A 21,211-nucleotide genomic window follows, 5' to 3' on the forward strand; every position below is an offset into this window, starting at 1 on the left:
TGCCACGGCGTCACTTGCGCGGCATCACTTCCACAGCACCTCCAACGCATTCTGCCCGCCGTCGTAGCCAAACTCCTTGATCACCACCGAACAACTGCCACACGGCGGCATGGTGGTGGCGATGCTCACGGATTTGATCATGGCGCGCTCCGGGTATTTTTCGCGAATCACGCTGATCAACTTGGCTTCGCTGTCCAGCGAGGTCGGGCGCGCGGTCATCTGCGGGTGATACGTCTCGATGTTGTTGATCGTCAGCGGCACCGCCAGCAGCTTGCCTTCGGGTGTCAGATCCAACGCGGTGCGAACCAACGTCTGGCCGGCATCAATGTTGAAATAAGTGGTGCCGTTAATGGTCATCTGGTCTGAATGAAAGGGCGGCCGGAACAGCGGCAGATAACCGGTCAACCCTTGCGCACCGGACACACTGACGTACACCTCGCGGGCGCCGGATGCCGTTACCACTTCGGCATAAGCAATGTTTCTGGCGCGCACGCTACGTAGTCTGTAAGGAAGGGTTTTCTGGAACTCCTGCATGACCGCGTTGATTTTCAAGTCGCTGTTGGCCCTCACCTGAATGGTTTCCCTGACAAACAGCGTGTCGAAAATCTCTGCGGTGCGCTGGCGGAAAACCTCCGGCGCCTCTCTGCTGCGTGACCACGACGTCGCGCCTTCCGGCAGGGTGCTGACGATCATGCGCGTGGAATGGTCGAACAACACCGCTTCGCCCGGGCTGGTCTGCACCGAGAGCCATTTGAGGGTGTCGGGTGGATTGGCATGGCCGCCGATGGGAATCGCAATCTCGTCCATGGTTTTCAGCGCCCGGTCTACCGCGTCAACGCCGTGGATACGCGCGACGTTGTTGGCGTTCAGCGAACCGGTGTAGACCTGTTTCAGCTCATCGCGGAGCTCGGCGGACAGTGTTTCGGCTTTCTTCAGCGTCAACAGTTCATGGGGCATTTGCCCCTTGATGCGCTCGGCGACATAAAAGTCGCCAGCATTCAGGCGAGTGAAAATGTAGTGCCTGGAGCTGTCGCTGGCCTCGACCACAATCGCCCCGACCCGCAGGTTATCCACCAGCGGCTGACCCGGCACTGGCAAGCTGACCATCACCCGGCCAAACATCGCTTGCTGAAACTCCAGCGTGGCCTGGAGCGTGGCGTGCCGGGCGATAGTCGAGGCCAGCATTGGTGGGCGATCAGTCGCCGGGGTATAGATGACGTCGCCAAACCACAGTGCCCAAGCTCTGCTTTCGTCGTAGTCGCCAACCGCCAGCGTCGGTGCCGGGTCACGCGTGACGTAGCGGGTCTCGCAGACGCCTGAATCCGGGGCTCGACGCAACTGGCAGGGGTGTCTTTTTAGCCCTTGATCGTCGATCAGGTCGGCGCGATGCAGCTTATCGTCGTCGAGACGGTAGGGCGCTTCGTCGATCAGCAGCGTGGTCCTGCCATCGACCTCAAGCAGTTCGCGCACACGGACGCTGCTCGGTACATCGACCACGGCGTGGCTGTCGGTCATGTGCAGCGCACTGTAATACGACCGCCCCGGCGACAGCTCGCCGGATTTGGTGGCTAACGTCGGCCCGTAGGGTTTTGACGACAGCGGATCGACCAGTCGGTAGTCGGATTTGCCAGAAACCGCCAGATTGCGCGCAGGCACGTCGTCAATGCCTTTCACGCGCACCAGTTGATCGCCTTCGGCCCGCGGTTTCCAATGGCCAACGTCGGTAATTTGCGGATGGCTGCGGACCAGGTCGTAGCGACCTGCGCGCCCCAGCAACTGCAAGAATGTGCGTCGCCCGGCCCGGCTGGTTTTGTTCAAGACATGGCCCAGACCGGCCAGCAATGAAACCGGGCCGTCCAGCGGATTGAAATTGTCCGCCAGCGAAATCATCAGTTCCATCGTCAGCAACTTGAACGAGGGCAATGGCGCCCGGAGTGCCCGCTGGCCGGTGCGGGTAATCAGGCGCACCGAACCGGATGCGTATTTGCCGACCGGCAATACGAACGAGAGTGTGTCGGCGAACAGGCCGAAAGCGCCCTCGATCCAGCGCGTCTTGTCGTTTGAGGCCAGGTCGTCGAGGCTGCCCCAGAAAGGCACCAGGGACTTCGCCAGTTCGATTGCTTTTTTGTACCAGTCGGCCTTGCGTTCGGGCTCGGTCTGTCCGTAAGCGGCGTCGCGCAGGGTTTTCGGGTCGATGAATAACAGTTGGGAGGCGATGGCATGACTGATATCGACGATGCGCGGCGAGGTCAGTGTCTGTGCGACGCGCAGCGGGTTTATTTCGGTGGCCGTGGCGGCGGCGAGCGTTGCGCCTAATGGTTCAATGATTGCCTGGCAACGCGCGTTGGGCGTGGGAACAGTTCCGGTGGCATGCGCCTGCCAGTCGAAAGGCAGGTCGGTGTGACGGCGAACTTCAACGGAAACATTCAGCGACTTTCTCAGCGACCAACGCTCGGTTGTCAATCCGCCAGTCAACCATTCAGGTGTCAATTGGCCGAGGCACCGAATCACGCCAGCCTTGGGCAACAATTCGTAGTGAGTGATCCGGCTCGCGTAGTCAGCCTCGAGGATCAGCCCGTAGCGAGCCCGCAGCGGCAAAATCTTTTCCGCCGTTTCATGCTGGGCCTCGACCCCGCTGGTTTGCTTTCTGAGGCTGTAGATCCGGACTTCGCCCAGTTGCAGCGCCAGGCGATCCGCATTGGGCAAGGATGCAATCAGGCTCGTGATAAGGGTTTGGTAGGCGCCGGTGGTGCGCTGCAAATAATCGGCGAACTCGGTCTCGAACAGCGCCTTCACATCCGGCATTCTGGCCCGGGGCGAGATGACCAGTGGACGGCCTGCGAAGGATTTTCCGGGCGCCGGCCAAGCGGCTTCGGTTTTGATCGTGCGTTGTTCGTCAATCCGAATCCATTGCTTGCCCACGGTCACGCCATCGCCCTCGGTGACGAACCAGGTGTCGTGGCGATCAAACAAACCGGACGCCAACACATCGAGGAAGGAATACACGTTGTAATCCTTGCCTTCGAGATAAGGCGCATCCAGCACACGAGGAAGGTGAAGGCCGATCCTCCTCGCGAGCTTTCGACCGTCCGCGAGGAACGCCACTTTGCCGAAGATCTTTTCCATTTCTCTTTGTGCAATGTTCAGACGCTGCACGGGTGCTTCGTTCAACTGCTTGACGGCTTTGTCGATTTCATCCGTGTATTTGTCTAACTGGGCCAGCGCAGTTTCAACATCGTTATGTGTGTATTGTTCGCGAGGTTTGGCGGTAATCACCGCATAGGTTTCTGCCCAGTCCAGTGTTGGTTGAAGTTTGGCCAGGGCAATGTCAGCCGTTCGGTCTTCGGTGGTACTTTCTGCCAGCGCAATCGGCAGGTTGACCAGTTGCTGGAACGTCAGACTCTCGAGCAATCGGTGATCAATGAACTTGATCAAGTTCACCCCCGTCACAAAGTTGAACCAGACGATCGAACTTCTGTAGGAAAGATCATCGGGGATATCCCGCACACGAAACTCGGCAGGCCATTGCCGCAGGAATAATCGCGCAATCACAACAGCCTCTTTCCCGCAGGCTGCACGGTGCGTGGTTATAAGGTGTTGTTCAAATTCGTGACGAATAGTCTGATAACTTTTCCCCCAGTTTGTCTGCGCCTGCCAGGCATAACCGGCAATCGCCGAGGAGTTTTCATCACTCGGTTCACTGAGCCATAGTTGCAAGGCCTGGGCGACCAGTTGTGTGCGAACCATTGGCGAAGTCTCTTCACCGGGAGCGGCCCCGTACCATCCCATGGTTATTAACAGCAGTGTGCTCAATCGTTGCGCTTCGGCGTTGTGCAAAATCTTTTGCAAGTAAACAGTAGGCGTGGCCCGAACTTGCTCCAACGTTGCGTCACCAAGTACTTCATTGGCCAGCCAGGTCAGGGGCGAGGTATGGCTTGGCGGCATAAACGCTGTCACGGTTTCGATTATTTCCTTGCGGACAATCTCGGTGTGCACCTGTTGTATATCGACTGTGTTCTGCTCGGCAGACTCGCGCCGGCTCGCGCGAAATGCGCTGCGATCCTTATCAGTGGGCCGGCGTCTGAGCGCGAGGATATTGAAGTCGTCTTCGAGTCGCAGATGATGGCTGGCGATTTTTTCCTGCACATGCTGGATCGCGGCGGGGTGCTGTTGCGGGTGTCTGGGCGTCCATGCCGCGAAACCATAGAACCGGCACATTCTTTCCAGGCTGACCATTTGATTGGAATTGATCTGCCCGCCCAATAAAGAAGCCGCGCGTTCGATTCGCGGTTTCAGCACTTGCCAACTGGCTTGCTCGGTCAATGGCAAAGTGACTTTGCTGCCATCCTCCATCCAGCCTCGGTACACGTATTTGCCGTTCTCCAGCGTAACGCTCAGGTCACCCTGTTTGATCTGCCTCCGGCTGCACATGTCGATGTAGGGTCTGTCGCGCAGCAGGTTCCACAGCGCGTTAAGCCCGTCCTCGCTGACCCGGCGCAGCGGTGAAAAGGCCCCGATCATCAGCGGATTGGCGAGGTGCACAACGCTGGGCGGCTCGTTCATCGCGGACAGTATCAGTTGGTAGTCGTGCAGCTGGCCGGTATGCAGTTGTGCCTCGGTGGGAAAAGTGGGCGGGAACAGGCCACTGGGAGTGATGGTTTGCATGAGCGTCCTTGTCTTGATCGTTGGTCAGAGGGGCGGCGGCGGGATTAGGTGCAATTACAAACGATCGGAGGACGGCGCTGGCGGTACATAGTTATCGCGGCAGACGTTATCGAGTTGGAATTTCTGCGCAGCGCTGTTGACCAAGTTTTGCCCCATCTACGCTCAAAAAACGTCATTTATGGGGAACTGACCACATCGTGAGCAGCGGCTTCCTTGCGAGGAGTGCGAACGCCTCCTAGTCTTGCGACAGTGGTCGGATCTGGATGATGATCAGGCAGTACCTATGCAAGGGACCTCATGAAGCCAAACCGGACTCTCGGAACGCCGCGATTGTTGGGCATCGTCTGGCCGTTTATTGCCGTTGTGCTGTTTCAGGCGTTGCTGGGTGGCGTCAGCCTTTATGTGCTGTCGGCCGTTCGCGGCTATGTCGCCGGTGAAAGCCTGTGGTCAAAAGGCCAGAAAGACGCGATCTATTACCTCAACCTCTACGCCGACAGCCGCGACGAGGCGATCTACCTCAAATACCAGAATGCGCTGACCGTGCCTCAAGGTGGGCATGAGCTGCGCCTGGCGCTCGATAAACAACCGCCGGACCTCGACGCCGCGCGGGTCGGCATTCTCAAGGGCGGCAATCATCCTGACGACGTCGCCAGCGTGATCTGGCTGTACCTCAACTTTCGGCATTTCAGTTACCTGGAAAAAGCCATCGACCGCTGGAAGGTCGGCGATGCCTATCTGGTGCAGCTGGACAACGTCGCGCAGCAAATGCACCAACGCGTACTGAATGACCAGGCCAGCGCCGCCGATATCCAGCGCTGGAAAGCGCAGATATTCGCCATCAATGACGCCGTCACCCCGGCCGCCCGGGCTTTCAGCGATGCGCTGGGCGAAGGGTCGCGGTTGATTCTGCGCTTGCTGCTGGTGACCAACCTGGCCACAGCGCTGGGGCTGATCGTGTTGGCGTTGCTGCGCACCCACAAGTTGCTCAAGCAGCGCCACGCCTTCGCCGACGCGCTGCAACTGGAAAAAGAACGCGCGCAAATCACCCTGCAATCCATCGGCGACGGCGTGATTACCACCGACGTCGACGGCGCGATTGCCTACATGAACCCGGCCGCCGAGGCGCTGACGCACTGGAAAGCCGAACAGGCGACCGGTCTGCCATTGGCGGCGCTGTTCAATCTGCTCGACGAGAATGCCCAGACTGACGGCTTCACGTTGATCGAAAGAATTTTGAGCGGCCAGCTCAGCGGCGGCAGCGAGCATTCGAAACTGCTTCAGCGCCTCGACGGCAGCACCGTTTCGGTGACCTTGGTGGGCGCGCCGATCAGCAACGCCGGCAAGGTCAGCGGCACGGTCCTGGTGCTGCACGACATGACGCAGGAGCGGCAATACATCGCCAATCTGTCGTGGCAAGCGACCCACGACGCTTTGACCGGGCTGGCCAACCGTCGCGAATTCGAATATCGCCTGGAGCAGGCGCTGCACAATCTGACGCGCCAGACCGGGCGCCATTCGCTGATGTTCCTCGACCTCGATCAGTTCAAGCTGGTCAACGACACCAGCGGCCATGCGGCGGGGGACGAGTTGCTGCGGCATATCTGCGTATTGCTGCAATCGGATCTGCGCGAAGGTGACACCTTGGCGCGGCTGGGCGGCGACGAGTTCGGCATTTTGCTGGAAAACTGCGCGCCGGAAGCCGCGGAGAAAATCGCCGAAGTGCTGCGCCAGACCGTGCAAAACCTGCATTTTGTGTGGAAGGGCCGGCCATTCCTGACCACAGTAAGCATCGGCCTGGTGCATGTGGCGCAAACCCCGACCACCCTCGAAGCCTCGCTGCGCGCCGCCGATATGGCCTGTTACATGGCCAAGGAAAAGGGCCGCAACCGGGTTCAGGTCTACCATGCCGACGATTCGGAACTGTCGATGCGCTTCGGCGAAATGGCTTGGGTGCAGCGCTTGCACATGGCGCTGGAAGAGAACCGCTTCTGTTTATATGCCCAGGAAATTGCCCCGTTGGGGCATACCGAGAAGGCTGGCGGACATATAGAAATACTCTTGCGCCTGCATGACGAAGCCGGGCGCATGATACTTCCCGACAGTTTCATTCCTGCCGCTGAACGTTATGGTTTGATGACATCGCTGGATCGTTGGGTTGTCGAGAATGTATTCAAGATCATCGCGCAATGTATAGCGCAACAACATAAGGCGCCGTTAGCCATGTGTGCGATTAATCTGTCAGGCATTACTATCGGAGATGAGGCGTTTTTGCACTTCCTGCGTGAACAGTTTGTTACTTACGCTATTCCTCCTGAAATGATTTGTTTTGAAATTACCGAAACCAGCGCTATTGCGAATTTGGCGAGTGCAATCAGATTTATTAATGAACTCAAAGGTTTAGGCTGCCACTTTTCACTGGATGACTTTTGCGCCGGAATGTCTTCATTCGCTTACTTGAAACATTTACCTGTAGACTTCCTGAAGATCGACGGGAGTTTCGTTAAGGACATGTTGGACGACCCGATTAACCGGGCAATGGTCGAAGTGATTAACCATATCGGCCATGTCATGGGTAAGCGCACTATTGCCGAGTTTGTCGAGACACCGCAGATCGAGCAGGCACTGCTCGAGATCGGTGTTGATTACGCTCAAGGGTATGTAATCGAACGCCCGCAGTTGTTTAACTGCGACAGTTTGCTAAGTCGTCCGGCCAGACCGCAACCGCTGTTGTTCAAGGCGCCTGGCACGTTCCGTTGAACATCTCTCGTTGATCTGACAATCACAATCAAAAGGAGCCGAACAGTGATCGATACATTCAACCGAACCGGACCACTCATGGAAGCTGCGAGTTACCCAGCCTGGGCACAGCAACTCATCGAGGATTGCAGCGAGAGCAAGCGCCGGGTAGTCGAACACGAACTGTATCAGCGCATGCGAGACAACAAACTCAGCGCCAGGACCATGCGTCAGTACCTCATCGGTGGCTGGCCAGTTGTCGAGCAGTTCGCGTTGTATATGGCACAAAACCTCACCAAGACCCGCTTCGCCCGCCATCCCGGCGAAGACATGGCGCGGCGCTGGCTGATGCGCAACATTCGCGTCGAACTCAACCACGCCGATTACTGGGTGCACTGGAGCCGTTCTCACGGGATCAGCCTGGAAGATTTGCAGGCACAGCAAGTTGCCCCGGAACTGCACGCGTTGAGCCATTGGTGTTGGCACACCAGTTCGTCGGATTCGCTGATCGTGGCGATTGCCGCGACCAACTATGCGATCGAAGGCGCGACCGGCGAGTGGTCGGCGGTGGTTTGTTCCAGTGGCGTCTATGCAGCGGCGTTCCCGGAAGAGGGTCGCAAGCGCGCGATGAAATGGCTGAAGATGCACGCTCAGTACGACGATGCCCACCCGTGGGAAGCGCTGGAAATCATCTGCACCCTGGCCGGGATGAACCCGAGCAAGTCACTGCAAGTGGAATTGCGCCAAGCGGTGTGCAAGAGCTACGACTACATGTTCCTGTTCCTTGAACGCTGCATGCAGCTGGAACATGCCGAACGTTCGTCGGTAAGCCGTGAGCGAATGGCGCTGGTCGAAGGCTGAGCTTAGCGTCACCGCAAACAACTGTGGGAGCGAGCTTGCTCGCGATGCAGACAACTCGGTGTAAGCGGCATACCGAGTTATCGTTCATCGCGAGCGGGCTCGCTCCCACATTGATTTGTGCGGCTGCTGAAGACTCAGCCCGCCATCGCCAAGCGATTACGCCCCTCGCGCTTGGCCACGTACAGCGCGCTGTCTGCACGACGCAGCAGGCTTTCGGCGGATTCGCCGGGCAGCAACGTTGAGCAACCGAGGCTGACGGTCAGGTCGATCATCTGCCCATCGGCGAGATATTCCTGAGCCTGCGCGGCAAAGCGCAAGCGCTCGCCGACCATCGCTGCTGCCTCACGGGGCGTGTTGGACAGCAGGATCAAAAACTCCTCACCGCCAAAACGGAACACCATGTCGACATTGCGCAACTGGCTTTTGATCGAGGCTGCGACGGCTTTGAGCACTTCATCACCAGCGCTGTGGCCGTGGCTGTCGTTGACGCGTTTGAAGTGGTCGATATCGAGCATCAGCAACGACAACGGCTGCATATGCCGGCGGGCCATTTCAATTTCGCGTTGCAGCGTCTGGTCCATGGCGACGCGGTTGCCGGTGCCGGTCAGCGGATCGCGCAGAGCGCTCTGGGTCGCCGCGCGGTAGAGCAGGGCGTTGCGCATAGGGAACAGCAGCGCCGACAGCAACGATTCCAGATGACCTTGTTCCTGCTCGCTGAAACGCTGATTGCGGCGGAACACCAGTTCACCCAAATGCTCGCCTTCGTGGCTGAGGTTATAGCTGACGGTATGGTGACCGCGCTGACCGAATTCCAGACGCAAATCGCTGGTCTGGTGGCGGTAACTCAAAGCATCCAGCGGCACGAGGCGCTGAATTTCGCGAAAGAACAGGCCCAGAATGCGTTGTGGCTCAAGGCTGGTCTGCAATTGCAGACCCAGTTGCTGGCGCAATTGCGCAAGGCTGACCGGCCGTTCCAGAAGCGCAGGCTGTTGACCGAAGCCCAGGCGTTGCAATTTCGCACGATCGAAGTCAATTGCGTTGGTCTGGGATGGAGATTTCATATGGCGTGAGCCCCTAAGCAGTAAGGCTGTCTTACAGGCTGGGTGAGAGCGGCTTTGGGCTGCGCGTCATACTGGTCCGTCAGTCCCGTAGGACATTTGGTACGAGTCTAGTCCGCTTTATCGAAGATAAGTAACCTATCGATTCTGGCGCCACTGCCAACTGCTTTCACACGTCTGTCTGAACAAATTAGAGCGAAAGTCGTGCCATTCAGTTCACTCGAATAAAATCCGTGCAAAATCATGGGATTACAACGCCTAGCTAGACGGGGCGGTAAGAATCGCGGCAATTGTTTGACTGGAAAATGCGAAAGTTACGACGATTGCCGTGTGCCGCGACGGATAAATGCCGCGGCACAAAGCGACGTGCGGGAGTTACTGACGGTATATCGGGGGGAATCGAGGGTTATTGCGCGTTGAACGCCTGGCCATTGATGCCTGTGCTGTCCGGACCCATCAGGTACAGGTAGACCGGCATGATCTCCTCGGGCGTCGGGTTGTTCAGCGGATTTTCCCCCGGATAAGCCTGGGCGCGCATGCTGGTGCGGGTGGCACCGGGGTTGATGCTGTTGGATCGCACGGGCGCGACGGTATCGACTTCATCGGCGAGCGTTTGCATCAGCCCTTCGGTGGCGAATTTCGACACGCCGTAAGCGCCCCAATACGCGCGGCCCTTGCGCCCGACGCTGCTGGAGGTGAACACCACCGAAGCATCCTGGGACAATTTGAGCAACGGCAGCAGCGTGCTGGTGAGCATGAACATCGCGTTGACGTTGACGTGCATCACGCGCATGAAGTTTTCGCCGGACAACTGCTCGATCGGCGTGCGCGGACCAATGATCGACGCGTTGTGCAGCAGGCCATCGAGGTGGCCGAACTCGGTTTCGATCATCGCTGCCAGCTCATCGTATTGATGCGGCAGGGCGGTTTCGAGGTTGAACGGGATAACCGCCGGTTGCGCATGGCCAGCCGCTTCGATTTCGTCGTAGACCTGAGTCAAGTTGGCTTCGGTCTTGCCCAGCAACAACACGGTCGCGCCGTGGGCGGCATAGGCCTTCGCAGCAGCGGCGCCGATGCCACGGCCAGCGCCAGTCACCAGAATGACCCGGCCCTTGAGCAGTTCGGGGCGAGCGGAATAATCAAACATGAAAAAACCTCAACAAATCAGAAAGCGACTTAACAGCTGCACAACGCGCTGTCCAACACCTTGCGCAGCTCCAGCGGATGATCGACCACCACGTCCGCGCCCCAGTGCCGCGGGTTATCGTCCGGGTGGATGTAGCCAAATGTCACCGCCGCGGTTTTGGTCCCGGCATCGCGGCCCGACTCGATATCACGCAAGTCATCGCCGACAAACAACACACTCGCCGGATCGAGGTCGAGCATCTTGCACGCGAGAATCAACGGCTCCGGATCCGGCTTGCTGTTCCTCACATGGTCCGGGCAGATCAGCACTGCCGAGCGCTCGGCCAACCCCAGTTGCTGCATGATCGGTTCGGCAAAACGCAACGGCTTGTTGGTGACCACGCCCCAGATCAGATTGGCTTTCTCGATGTCGGCCAACAATTCGCCCATGCCATCGAACAGCTTGCTATGCACCGCGCAACCGACGAGGTAGCGCTCAAGGAACTCCAGGCGCAATTCCTCGAAACCCGGCGATTCCGGGTCCATCGAAAACGTCACCGCGACCATGGCTTTCGCGCCGCCGGAGATCTCGTCGCGAATGTGTTTGTCGTTCATCGGCGGCAAACCACGATCAGCGCGCATTGCCTGGCAGATGGCAATGAAGTCCGGCGCGGTGTCGAGCAGGGTGCCGTCCATGTCGAAAAGGACTGCTCTGATTCGCATCGGCTTACTCCTCGCGCAGGGTCTGGATCATGTAATTGACGTCGACGTCCGGCGCCAGTTTGTAGTGTTTGGTCAGCGGGTTGTACGTCAGGCCGATGATGTCCTTGACGGTCAGGCCGGCCATGCGGCTCCAGGCACCAAGCTCGGAAGGGCGGATGAATTTCTTGAAGTCGTGGGTGCCGCGCGGCAACAACTTCATGATGTATTCAGCGCCGATGATCGCGAACAGGTAGGCCTTGGGGTTGCGGTTGATCGTAGAGAAGAACACCTGGCCGCCCGGTTTGACCATCTTGAAGCAGGCGCGGATTACCGAGGACGGGTCCGGCACGTGCTCGAGCATTTCCAGGCAAGTGACCACGTCGAACTGCTCGGGCATTTCTTCGGCCAGTGCTTCGGCGGTGATCTGGCGGTATTCGACGGTCACGCCGGATTCCAGTTGATGCAATTGCGCAACGGCCAGCGGCGCTTCGCCCATGTCGATGCCCATGACCGTGGCGCCGCGCTGAGCCATGGCTTCGCTGAGGATGCCGCCGCCGCAACCGACGTCGAGGACTTTCTTGCCGGCCAGATTGACCCGTTCGTCAATCCAGTTGACCCGCAGCGGGTTAATGTCGTGCAGCGGTTTGAACTCGCTTTCGCGGTCCCACCAGCGATGGGCCAGGGCTTCGAATTTGGCGATTTCGGCGTGGTCGACGTTGCTCATGGTTTAAATCCTCTAAAACTTGAAAAATCCTGTTTGCCCCCGGTGTTTGACCGAGGTGCTTACGATTCGGTGTGGCCGCTGATGCGTTGGCCCCAGGCCTTGGCCGTGGCGCAGAGTTGTGCTTCATCCAGGCGCGTCAGGCGTTTGTCGTCGAGCAATTGCTTGCCGGCAACCCACAGGTGTTTCACGCAGTCGCGGCCGGTGGCGTATATAAGCTGCGAAACCGGGTCGTAGATCGGTTGCTGCGCCAGGCCCGACAGGTCGAACGCGACAATGTCCGCAGCCTTGCCGATTTCCAGCGAACCAACGTCAGCCTCGATCCCGAGGGCGCGGGCGCCGTTGAGCGTCGCCATGCGCAACGCGCGATGGGCGTCGAGCGCGGTGGCTGAACCGGCGACCGCTTTGGCCAGCAACGCGGCGGTGCGGGTTTCGCCCAGCAGGTCGAGGTCATTGTTGCTGGCCGCGCCGTCGGTGCCGATGGCAACGTTGACGCCGGCCTGCCACAGACGCTCAACCGGGCAGAAGCCGCTGGCGAGTTTCAGGTTCGACTCAGGGCAATGAATCACATTGGTGTTGCTTTCTACCAGCAGGGCCAGGTCTTCATCGCTGATCTGGGTCATGTGAACCGCCTGAAAGCGCGGCCCGAGCAGGCCCAGGCGACCGAGGCGGGCCAACGGACGCTCACCGCGCTGTTCCACCGCTTGCTGCACTTCGAAAGCGGTTTCGTGGACGTGCATGTGAATCGCCGCGTCCAGCTCTTCGGCGATCACCCGGATTTTCTCGAGGTTTTCATCGCCCACGGTGTACGGCGCGTGAGGGCCGAAAGTGATTTTGATGCGCTCGTGGTGCTTGAGGTCGCCGAACAGCTCGACGCCCTGACGAATGGCTTCATCCGCCGAAGCCGCGCCGGGGATCGGAAAATCGAGGATCGGAATGGCGATTTGCGCGCGAATGCCGCTGTTGTGCACGCGCTCACTGGCAACCTTCGGGAAGAAATACATGTCTGAGAAGCAGGTGATGCCGCCCTTGATCTGCTCGGCGATCGCCAGGTCGGTGCCATCGCGGACGAACTCTTCATCGACCCACTTGGCTTCCGCCGGCCAGATGTGGTTTTCCAGCCAGGTCATCAACGGCAGATCGTCGGCCAGGCCACGGAACAGCGTCATCGCGGCGTGGCCGTGAGCGTTGATCAGGCCCGGGGCGAGCAGCACGTCCGGCAACTCGCGCACTTGCGTGGCGTTACACTTCAGCGCTTCGGCACGCGGGCCGATAAACACGATGCGACCGTCGCGGATGCCCAAGCCATGTTCTTTGAGGACCACGCCAGCGGGTTCGACGGGTACCAGCCAGGTCGGCAGCAATAATAAGTCGAGCGCAACGGCAGGTTTCGGCATCGAGGGTCGGTTCCAGTGCTTTTGTAAAGGATGGCGAAGTATACCCGAGCGTCTTCGCCGGGGGATCGCTATAATCGGCGGCTTTTGTTCATGAGTGCGGGGTGTGGGATGCGCGATCGACTGTTGGCTGCGGAGAAGGTGAAGGCCATCGATTGGCGTGATGGCGCCCTGTACCTGCTGGATCAGCGGATTCTGCCGTTCGAGGAAACCTGGATTGCCTACACCAGCGCCGCCGGCGTGGCCGAGGCTATCCGCTCGATGGTAGTGCGCGGCGCCCCGGCGATCGGCATCAGTGCCGCGTACGCCATGGTGCTGTCGGCGCGCGCGCGGATTGCCGAGGGCGGCGACTGGCAAGCCGAGTGGGAAGAGGATTACGCGTTGCTCGCCGATTCGCGTCCGACCGCGGTCAATCTGTTCTGGGCGCTCGGTCGCATGCGTGATCGCCTTGATCGCTTGAAGGAAGATGCCGACCCGCTGGCAGCGCTGGAAGCGGAAGCCATCGCGATTCATGAAAGTGATCGCGAAGCCAACCTGACCATGGCGCAACTCGGCGTCGATTTGATCCGCAAACATCAGGGCAACGCCCAGGCCATCCTCACCCACTGCAACACCGGCGCCCTCGCTACTGGCGGCTTCGGCACGGCGTTGGGGGTGATTCGCGGGGCGTTCCTCGAAGGCATGGTCGAGCGCGTCTACGCCGATGAAACCCGTCCGTGGCTGCAAGGTTCGCGGCTGACTGCGTGGGAACTGGCCAACGAAGGCATCCCGGTGACGCTGAATGCCGACTCCGCCGCCGCGCATATCATGAAGACCAAAGGCATCACTTGGGTGATCGTCGGCGCCGACCGCATTACCGCCAATGGCGATGTGGCGAACAAGATCGGCACCTACCAACTGGCGGTCAGCGCCATGCACCACGGCGTGCGCTTCATGGTGGTGGCGCCGAGCTCGACCATCGACATGAACCTCGCCAGTGGCGACGACATCCCGATTGAAGAGCGCGATGGCAGCGAATTGCTCAGCGTTGGCGGCCAGCGGGTCGGCGCGGAAGTCGAGGCGTTCAACCCGGTGTTCGACGTGACGCCGGCGGACCTGATCGATGCAATCGTCACCGAGAAGGGCATCGTCGAGCGCCCGGATACCGCGAAAATGGCCCAATTGATGTGCCGCAAGCGTCTGCATTGACGGTATTTGTTGTCAGCTAAAATCGCCTTCGCGAGCAAGCTCGCTCCCACAGTTGATCGAGGTGTGGCCGCAATGTTCGGCTCAACCGGGATTCAATGTGGCAGCGAGCTTGCTCGCGAAGGGGTCCTGTGGCCAGTAAACACGTTGGATCTTATCCCCGAATCTGCATTCACCGCGGCTCTAAGCTTCTCTCGTCCCCGTTGAGCCTGTCACCGGTCAACTTACTATGCTCCATGCGCATCAGGGGGATAGGTGCGTGGCGGCCTTTGTGATAACATCCGGCGTTTTCCGAGGCAGTCCCACGGGGTTGTCTTTACTGCGCAGATCCATGGCATAACTCGTTGATTTGTCGTAAGTCGGCGCCGGGCACTCAGCCTGCGTCGGCGAGCTTCGTTCGTCCCATATGGATGTGACGAAGTTTCACCAGAAAAAGGAATCAGGCTTCTCATGGGCGAACTGGCCAAAGAAATCCTCCCGGTCAATATCGAAGACGAGCTGAAGCAGTCCTACCTCGACTACGCGATGAGCGTAATTGTCGGGCGGGCACTGCCGGATGCGCGCGATGGCTTGAAGCCCGTGCACCGGCGTGTGCTGTTCGCGATGAGCGAGCTGGGCAACGACTTCAACAAGCCGTACAAGAAATCTGCCCGTGTTGTCGGTGACGTGATCGGTAAGTATCACCCGCACGGTGATACCGCGGTGTACGACACCATCGTTCGGATGGCGCAGCCATTCTCGCTGCGCTACCTGCTGGTAGACGGTCAGGGCAACTTCGGTTCGGTGGACGGCGACAACGCCGCCGCCATGCGATACACCGAAGTGCGCATGACCAAGCTGGCGCACGAGCTGCTGGCTGACCTGCATAAAGAAACCGTGGACTGGGTGCCGAACTACGACGGCACCGAAATGATCCCCGCGGTCATGCCGACGCGTATTCCCAACCTGTTGGTCAACGGCTCCAGCGGTATCGCCGTGGGCATGGCGACCAACATCCCGCCGCACAATCTCGGTGAAGTCATCGATGGTTGCCTGGCGCTCATCGACAACCCTGAGTTGACCATCGATGAGCTGATGCAATACATCCCTGGTCCGGACTTCCCGACCGCCGCGATCATCAACGGTCGCGCCGGCATCATCGAAGCCTACCGCACCGGTCGCGGGCGCATTTACATGCGTGCCCGCTCGATGATCGAAGACATCGACAAAGTCGGTGGTCGCCAGCAGATCGTCATCACCGAACTCCCTTACCAGCTCAACAAGGCGCGTCTGATCGAGAAGATCGCCGAGCTGGTTAAAGAGAAGAAGCTTGAAGGCATCACCGAACTGCGCGACGAGTCCGACAAGGACGGTATGCGCGTTGTGATCGAGCTGCGTCGTGGCGAAGTGCCTGAGGTGATCCTCAACAACCTCTACGCTCAGACCCAGCTGCAAGCGGTGTTCGGTATCAACATCGTGGCGCTGATCGACGGCCGTCCGCGGATCCTCAACCTCAAGGATCTGCTGGAAGCTTTCGTTCGCCACCGTCGCGAAGTCGTTACCCGCCGTACCGTGTTCGAACTGCGCAAAGCCCGCGAACGTGGGCACATCCTTGAAGGTCAAGCGGTTGCCCTGTCGAACATCGACCCGGTTATCGCCCTGATCAAAGCTTCGCCGACGCCGTCGGAAGCCAAGGAAGCGCTGATCAAGACTGCGTGGGAATCGTCCGCTGTAGTCGCAATGGTTGAGCGCGCCGGTGCCGATTCCTGCCGTCCGGAGACCCTGGACCCGCAATACGGTCTGCGCGAAGGCAAGTACTTCCTGTCGCCGGAACAGGCGCAAGCCATTCTGGAACTGCGTCTGCACCGCTTGACCGGTCTGGAACACGAGAAGCTGCTGGCCGAGTATCAAGAGATCCTCAACCAGATCGGCGAACTGATCCGCATCCTCAGCAGCGCCGTGCGCCTGATGGAAGTGATCCGCGAAGAGCTGGAAGTGATCCGCGCCGAATACGGCGACGTGCGCCGCACCGAAATTCTCGATGCCCGTCTCGACCTGACCCTGGGTGACATGATCCCGGAAGAAGAGCGCGTCGTAACCATCTCCCACGGTGGCTACGCCAAGACCCAGCCATTGGCTGCGTACCAGGCTCAGCGTCGTGGCGGTAAAGGCAAATCGGCGACCGGCGTCAAGGATGAGGACTACATTGCTCACCTGCTGGTCGCGAACAGCCACACCACGCTGCTGCTGTTCTCCAGCAAAGGCAAAGTGTACTGGCTGAAAACCTACGAAATCCCGGAAGCGTCCCGCGCTGCCCGTGGTCGTCCGCTGGTTAACCTGTTGCCGCTGGGCGATGGTGAATACATCACCACCATGCTGCCGGTCGACGAATACACCGAAGGTCACTTCATCTTCATGGCTACCGCCAACGGCACCGTGAAGAAGACCCCGCTGGAATCCTTCAGCCGTCAGCGCAGCGTTGGCTTGATCGCGCTGGAGCTGGATGAAGGCGACGTGCTGATTTCCGCTTCCATCACCGATGGCGCTCGCGAAGTCATGCTGTTCTCGGACGGCGGCAAGGTTACGCGCTTCAAGGAAACCGACGTTCGTGCCATGGGCCGTACCGCTCGCGGCGTGCGCGGCATGCGTCTGCCGGAAGGGCAGAAGCTGATTTCGATGCTGATCCCGGAAGAAGGCAGCCAGATCCTCACCGCTTCGGCGCGTGGTTACGGCAAGCGCACGGCGATCACCGAATTCCCTGAGTACAAACGTGGCGGTCAGGGCGTTATCGCCATGGTCAGCAACGACCGTAACGGCCGTCTGGTCGGTGCGGTTCAGGTGCTTGATGGCGAGGAAATCATGCTGATTTCCGACCAGGGCACACTGGTTCGTACTCGCGTCGACGAAGTCTCCAGCCTGGGTCGAAACACCCAAGGCGTGACCCTGATCAAACTTGCCAGCGACGAAAAGCTGGTCGGTCTTGAGCGGGTTCAGGAGCCATCGGAAGTCGAGGGCGAAGAGCTTGAAGGTGAAGGCCTCGACGGTGAAGACGGCGAAGCAGGTGCAGTGTTCGACGGCGAGGTCGTGAACGACGACGCTGCCGAGGACCAGCAGCTCGACGCCGCTGCCGGCGAAGAACCGCAGGAATAAGCGGACAAACAGGGGGCGGATGAGAATTCGCCCCCTTGTTGTTTGTCCCGTATGAAAATATCGACACCCATGGAGATCCGTGTGGGTGCCGGGCTTTTGTGGCGAGGGGGCTTGCCCCCCGTTGAGGTGCGAAGCGCCCCTGAAACCAGTCGCCGTTATCTTGTATAAGAACGTGGTGACCGGTTGGCGATTGCTTCGCAATCGAGAGGGGGCAAGCCACCTCGCCATAGTCGAGCCCGCTCCCGCATTGAATGTGTCGACTGACAAGTTTGCATGACCTACCAAATCAGAGCGAGATTGGATGTGAGCAAGAGAGCCTATAACTTCTGTGCCGGTCCTGCGGCGCTGCCTGAAGCTGTCCTGAAACGCGCTCAGGGCGAACTCCTCGATTGGCACGGCAAAGGCCTGTCGGTCATGGAAATGAGCCATCGCAGCGATGAGTTCGTGTCCATTGCCACCAAAGCCGAGCAGGATCTGCGTGATCTGCTGAATATCCCTTCGAACTACAAAGTGCTGTTCCTGCAGGGCGGCGCCAGTCAGCAATTTGCCCAGATTCCGCTGAACCTGCTCCCGGAAAGCGGCACCGCCGACTATATCGATACCGGTATCTGGTCGCAGAAAGCCATCGAAGAAGCCTCCCGTTACGGCCACGTCAACGTCGCCGCGACTGCCAAGCCTTACGACTATTTCGCGATTCCCGGTCAGAACGAATGGAATCTGTCGAAAGACGCGGCTTACGTTCATTACGCGCCGAACGAAACCATTGGTGGCCTGGAATTCCAGTGGATTCCGGAAACCGGCGATGTTCCGCTGGTCGCCGACATGTCTTCTGACATTCTTTCGCGTCCGGTGGACATCTCGCGTTTCGGCATGATCTACGCCGGCGCGCAGAAAAACATCGGCCCGAGCGGCATCGTCGTCAACATCGTTCGCGAAGACCTGCTGGGTCGCGCGCGCTCGCTGTGCCCGACCATGCTCAACTACAAAGTCGCGGCCGATAACGGCTCGATGTACAACACCCCGCCAACGCTGGCGTGGTATTTGTCCGGTCTGGTGTTCGAATGGCTGAAAGAGCAGGGTGGCGTTGAAGCCATCGGCAAGCTCAACGAAGTCAAACAGCGCACTTTGTACGATTTCATCGACGCCAGCGGCTTGTACAGCAACCCGATCAACAAGTCGGACCGCTCGTGGATGAACGTGCCGTTCCGTCTGGCCGACGACCGTCTGGACAAGCCATTCCTCGCCGGTGCCGACGAACGCGGGCTGCTGAACCTCAAGGGTCACCGCTCCGTGGGCGGCATGCGCGCCTCCATCTATAACGCCGTCGATATCGTTGCGGTCAACGCGCTGATTTCGTACATGGCAGAGTTCGAGAAGGAACATGGTTAATGTCTGAGCAAGAACTCAAGGCACTGCGCGTGCGCATTGACGCCCTGGACACCAAAGTCCTCGAGCTGATCAGCGAACGTGCACGCTGCGCCCAGGAAGTTGCGCGAGTAAAGATGGCCTCGCTGGCCGAAGGCGAAGTGCCGGTGTTCTATCGTCCCGAGCGTGAAGCTCAGGTGCTCAAGCGCGTAATGGAACGTAACCAGGGGCCGCTGGGCAACGAAGAGATGGCGCGGCTGTTCCGCGAAATCATGTCTTCGTGCCTGGCGCTCGAGCAGCCGCTGCAAGTGGCTTACCTCGGCCCGGAAGGCACGTTCACCCAAGCGGCGGCCATGAAGCATTTCGGCCACGCGGTGATCAGCAAGCCAATGGCGGCGATCGACGAAGTGTTCCGTGAAGTGGCGGCCGGTGCGGTGAATTTTGGCGTGGTCCCGGTGGAAAACTCCACCGAAGGCGCGGTCAATCACACCCTCGACAGCTTCCTCGAACACGACATGGTCATCTGCGGCGAAGTCGAGTTGCGGATTCACCATCACCTGTTGGTCGGTGAAAACACCAAGACTGACAGCATCAGCCGCATCTATTCCCACGCGCAGTCGCTGGCCCAGTGCCGCAAGTGGCTGGACGCGCATTACCCGAATGTCGAGCGCGTCGCGGTTTCCAGCAATGCCGAAGCGGCCAAGCGGGTCAAGGGTGAGTGGAACTCGGCAGCGATTGCCGGCGACATGGCTGCCGGCCTGTACGGGCTGACCCGTCTGGCCGAGAAAATCGAAGATCGCCCGGACAACTCCACGCGATTCCTGATGATCGGCAGTCAGGAAGTGCCGCCGACCGGCGACGACAAGACCTCGATCATCGTCTCGATGAGCAACAAACCCGGCGCACTGCACGAGTTGCTGGTGCCGTTCCACGACAACGGCATCGACCTGACACGGATCGAGACCCGTCCGTCGCGCAGCGGTAAATGGACCTACGTGTTCTTCATCGACTTCGTCGGCCATCACCGCGATCCGTTGATCAAAGGTGTGCTGGAAAAGATCAGCCAGGAAGCAGTGGCACTCAAAGTTCTGGGTTCCTACCCGAAAGCGGTTCTCTAAGGGGTAGCAAGATGAGTGGTGATTTCCTCGCTCTGGCACAGCCGGGCGTGCAACAACTTTCGCCTTACGTTCCGGGCAAACCCGTGGACGAACTGGCGCGCGAGCTGGACATCGATCCGGCGAACATCATCAAACTGGCGAGCAACGAAAACCCGTTGGGCGCCAGTCCAAAAGCGCTTGCGGCGATTCGCGACGAACTGGCCGAGCTGACGCGTTACCCGGACGGCAACGGTTTTGCCCTCAAAACCTTGCTGGCCGAGCAGTGCCGCGTCGAGCTTGATCAAGTGACGCTGGGCAATGGCTCCAACGACATTCTGGAACTGGTCGCGCGCGCCTACCTGGCGCCGGGCCTGAACGCCGTATTCAGCGAGCATGCGTTCGCGGTCTACCCGATCGTCACTCAGGCGGTTGGCGCAGACGCGCGGGTTATTCCGGCGAAGGATTGGGGGCACGATCTGCCGGCGATGTTGGCCGCAATCGACGCCGACACGCGCGTGGTGTTCATTGCCAACCCGAACAACCCGACCGGCACCTGGTTCGGCGCCGAGGCGCTGGATGAATTTCTCCAGGACGTTCCGGCCCACGTGCTGGTGGTGCTGGATGAGGCTTACATCGAATACGCCGAGGGCAGCGACCTGCCTGATGGCCTCGATTTCCTCGCGGCTTATCCGAATCTGCTGGTTTCGCGCACCTTCTCCAAGGCCTATGGCCTAGCGGCGCTGCGGGTCGGTTATGGCCTGTCGACGCCAGTGGTTGCAGACGTGCTGAACCGCGTGCGCCAACCGTTCAACGTCAACAGCCTGGCCTTGGCCGCTGCATGTGCGGCGTTGCAGGACGCTGACTATCTGGCCGAAAGCCGCCGCTTGAACGAGGCCGGCATGCAGCGACTGCAAGCCGGTTTCCGTGAGCTGGGTCTGGGCTGGATTCCCTCGAAGGGCAACTTTATCTGCGTTGATCTCGGTCGTGTTGCGATGCCGGTATTCGAAGGTTTGCTGCGCGAAGGCGTAATCGTGCGTCCGGTGGCCAATTACGGCATGCCGAACCACTTGCGCATCACCATCGGCACGCCGAGCGAAAACACTCGCTTCCTTGAGGCGCTGACCAAGGTTCTGGCTCGTGGTTGATTTCGTTGCACAGCAATCCGCTGAACCG

Annotated in this window: 13 protein-coding genes; 7 read left to right on the plus strand and 6 right to left on the minus strand. The window is 59.5% G+C overall.

Translation table 11 applies throughout. From position 1 onward, the window contains the following. Positions 1-24: 24 nt before the first annotated feature. On the minus strand, positions 25-4,665 hold the full coding sequence (locus BLU01_RS21815; protein ID WP_092279383.1) for a hypothetical protein: 4,641 nt from the start codon (positions 4,663-4,665) through the stop codon (positions 25-27). Between the two features lie 297 nt (positions 4,666-4,962). Here BLU01_RS21815 and BLU01_RS21820 point away from each other — a divergent pair, with 297 nt between their 5' ends. After that, on the plus strand, positions 4,963-7,422 hold the full coding sequence (locus BLU01_RS21820) for an EAL domain-containing protein (RefSeq protein WP_092279385.1): 2,460 nt from the start codon (positions 4,963-4,965) through the stop codon (positions 7,420-7,422). A gap of 78 nt (positions 7,423-7,500) precedes the next feature. Beyond that, complete coding sequence (locus BLU01_RS21825; protein WP_408003122.1) at positions 7,501-8,262, plus strand: TenA family transcriptional regulator; 762 nt, start codon at positions 7,501-7,503, stop codon at positions 8,260-8,262. 134 nt (positions 8,263-8,396) lie between these two features. Here BLU01_RS21825 and BLU01_RS21830 read toward each other — a convergent pair whose 3' ends face one another. From BLU01_RS21830 to BLU01_RS21850, 5 genes are all read right to left on the minus strand, one after another. Then, complete coding sequence (locus tag BLU01_RS21830) at positions 8,397-9,323, minus strand: GGDEF domain-containing protein (protein ID WP_092279389.1); 927 nt, start codon at positions 9,321-9,323, stop codon at positions 8,397-8,399. A gap of 403 nt (positions 9,324-9,726) precedes the next feature. Then, positions 9,727-10,467 (minus strand): YciK family oxidoreductase, encoded by a 741-nt coding sequence (locus tag BLU01_RS21835; RefSeq protein ID WP_092279391.1) that lies wholly within the window; start codon positions 10,465-10,467, stop codon positions 9,727-9,729. A gap of 29 nt (positions 10,468-10,496) precedes the next feature. Next, positions 10,497-11,168: an N-acetylmuramic acid 6-phosphate phosphatase MupP gene (gene mupP, locus BLU01_RS21840; RefSeq protein WP_092279393.1), complete on the minus strand. Its 672-nt coding sequence runs from the start codon at positions 11,166-11,168 to the stop codon at positions 10,497-10,499. 4 nt (positions 11,169-11,172) lie between these two features. Next, positions 11,173-11,871 (minus strand): bifunctional 2-polyprenyl-6-hydroxyphenol methylase/3-demethylubiquinol 3-O-methyltransferase UbiG, encoded by a 699-nt coding sequence (gene ubiG, locus BLU01_RS21845; protein ID WP_092279395.1) that lies wholly within the window; start codon positions 11,869-11,871, stop codon positions 11,173-11,175. A 59-nt stretch (positions 11,872-11,930) separates the two neighbouring features. Next, complete coding sequence (locus tag BLU01_RS21850; RefSeq protein WP_092279398.1) at positions 11,931-13,265, minus strand: TRZ/ATZ family hydrolase; 1,335 nt, start codon at positions 13,263-13,265, stop codon at positions 11,931-11,933. A gap of 108 nt (positions 13,266-13,373) precedes the next feature. Here BLU01_RS21850 and mtnA point away from each other — a divergent pair, with 108 nt between their 5' ends. From mtnA to hisC, 5 genes are all read left to right on the plus strand, one after another. After that, positions 13,374-14,450: an S-methyl-5-thioribose-1-phosphate isomerase gene (gene mtnA / locus BLU01_RS21855; protein ID WP_092279401.1), complete on the plus strand. Its 1,077-nt coding sequence runs from the start codon at positions 13,374-13,376 to the stop codon at positions 14,448-14,450. Positions 14,451-14,897: 447 nt separating this feature from the next. Beyond that, positions 14,898-17,576: a DNA gyrase subunit A gene (gyrA, locus tag BLU01_RS21860; protein WP_092279403.1), complete on the plus strand. Its 2,679-nt coding sequence runs from the start codon at positions 14,898-14,900 to the stop codon at positions 17,574-17,576. Positions 17,577-17,879: 303 nt separating this feature from the next. Further along, entirely contained in the window at positions 17,880-18,965 is a 1,086-nt protein-coding gene (serC, locus tag BLU01_RS21865; protein WP_092279405.1) for a 3-phosphoserine/phosphohydroxythreonine transaminase, read from the plus strand. Then, complete coding sequence (gene pheA / locus BLU01_RS21870; protein ID WP_092279407.1) at positions 18,965-20,059, plus strand: prephenate dehydratase; 1,095 nt, start codon at positions 18,965-18,967, stop codon at positions 20,057-20,059. The genes serC and pheA overlap by 1 nt, the downstream gene beginning before the upstream one ends. Before the next feature lie 11 nt (positions 20,060-20,070). Then, positions 20,071-21,183 (plus strand): histidinol-phosphate transaminase, encoded by a 1,113-nt coding sequence (gene hisC / locus BLU01_RS21875; RefSeq protein ID WP_092279409.1) that lies wholly within the window; start codon positions 20,071-20,073, stop codon positions 21,181-21,183. Positions 21,184-21,211: the final 28 nt, after the last annotated feature.

The organism is Pseudomonas prosekii (assembly GCF_900105155.1).
Classification (GTDB): domain Bacteria; phylum Pseudomonadota; class Gammaproteobacteria; order Pseudomonadales; family Pseudomonadaceae; genus Aquipseudomonas; species Aquipseudomonas prosekii.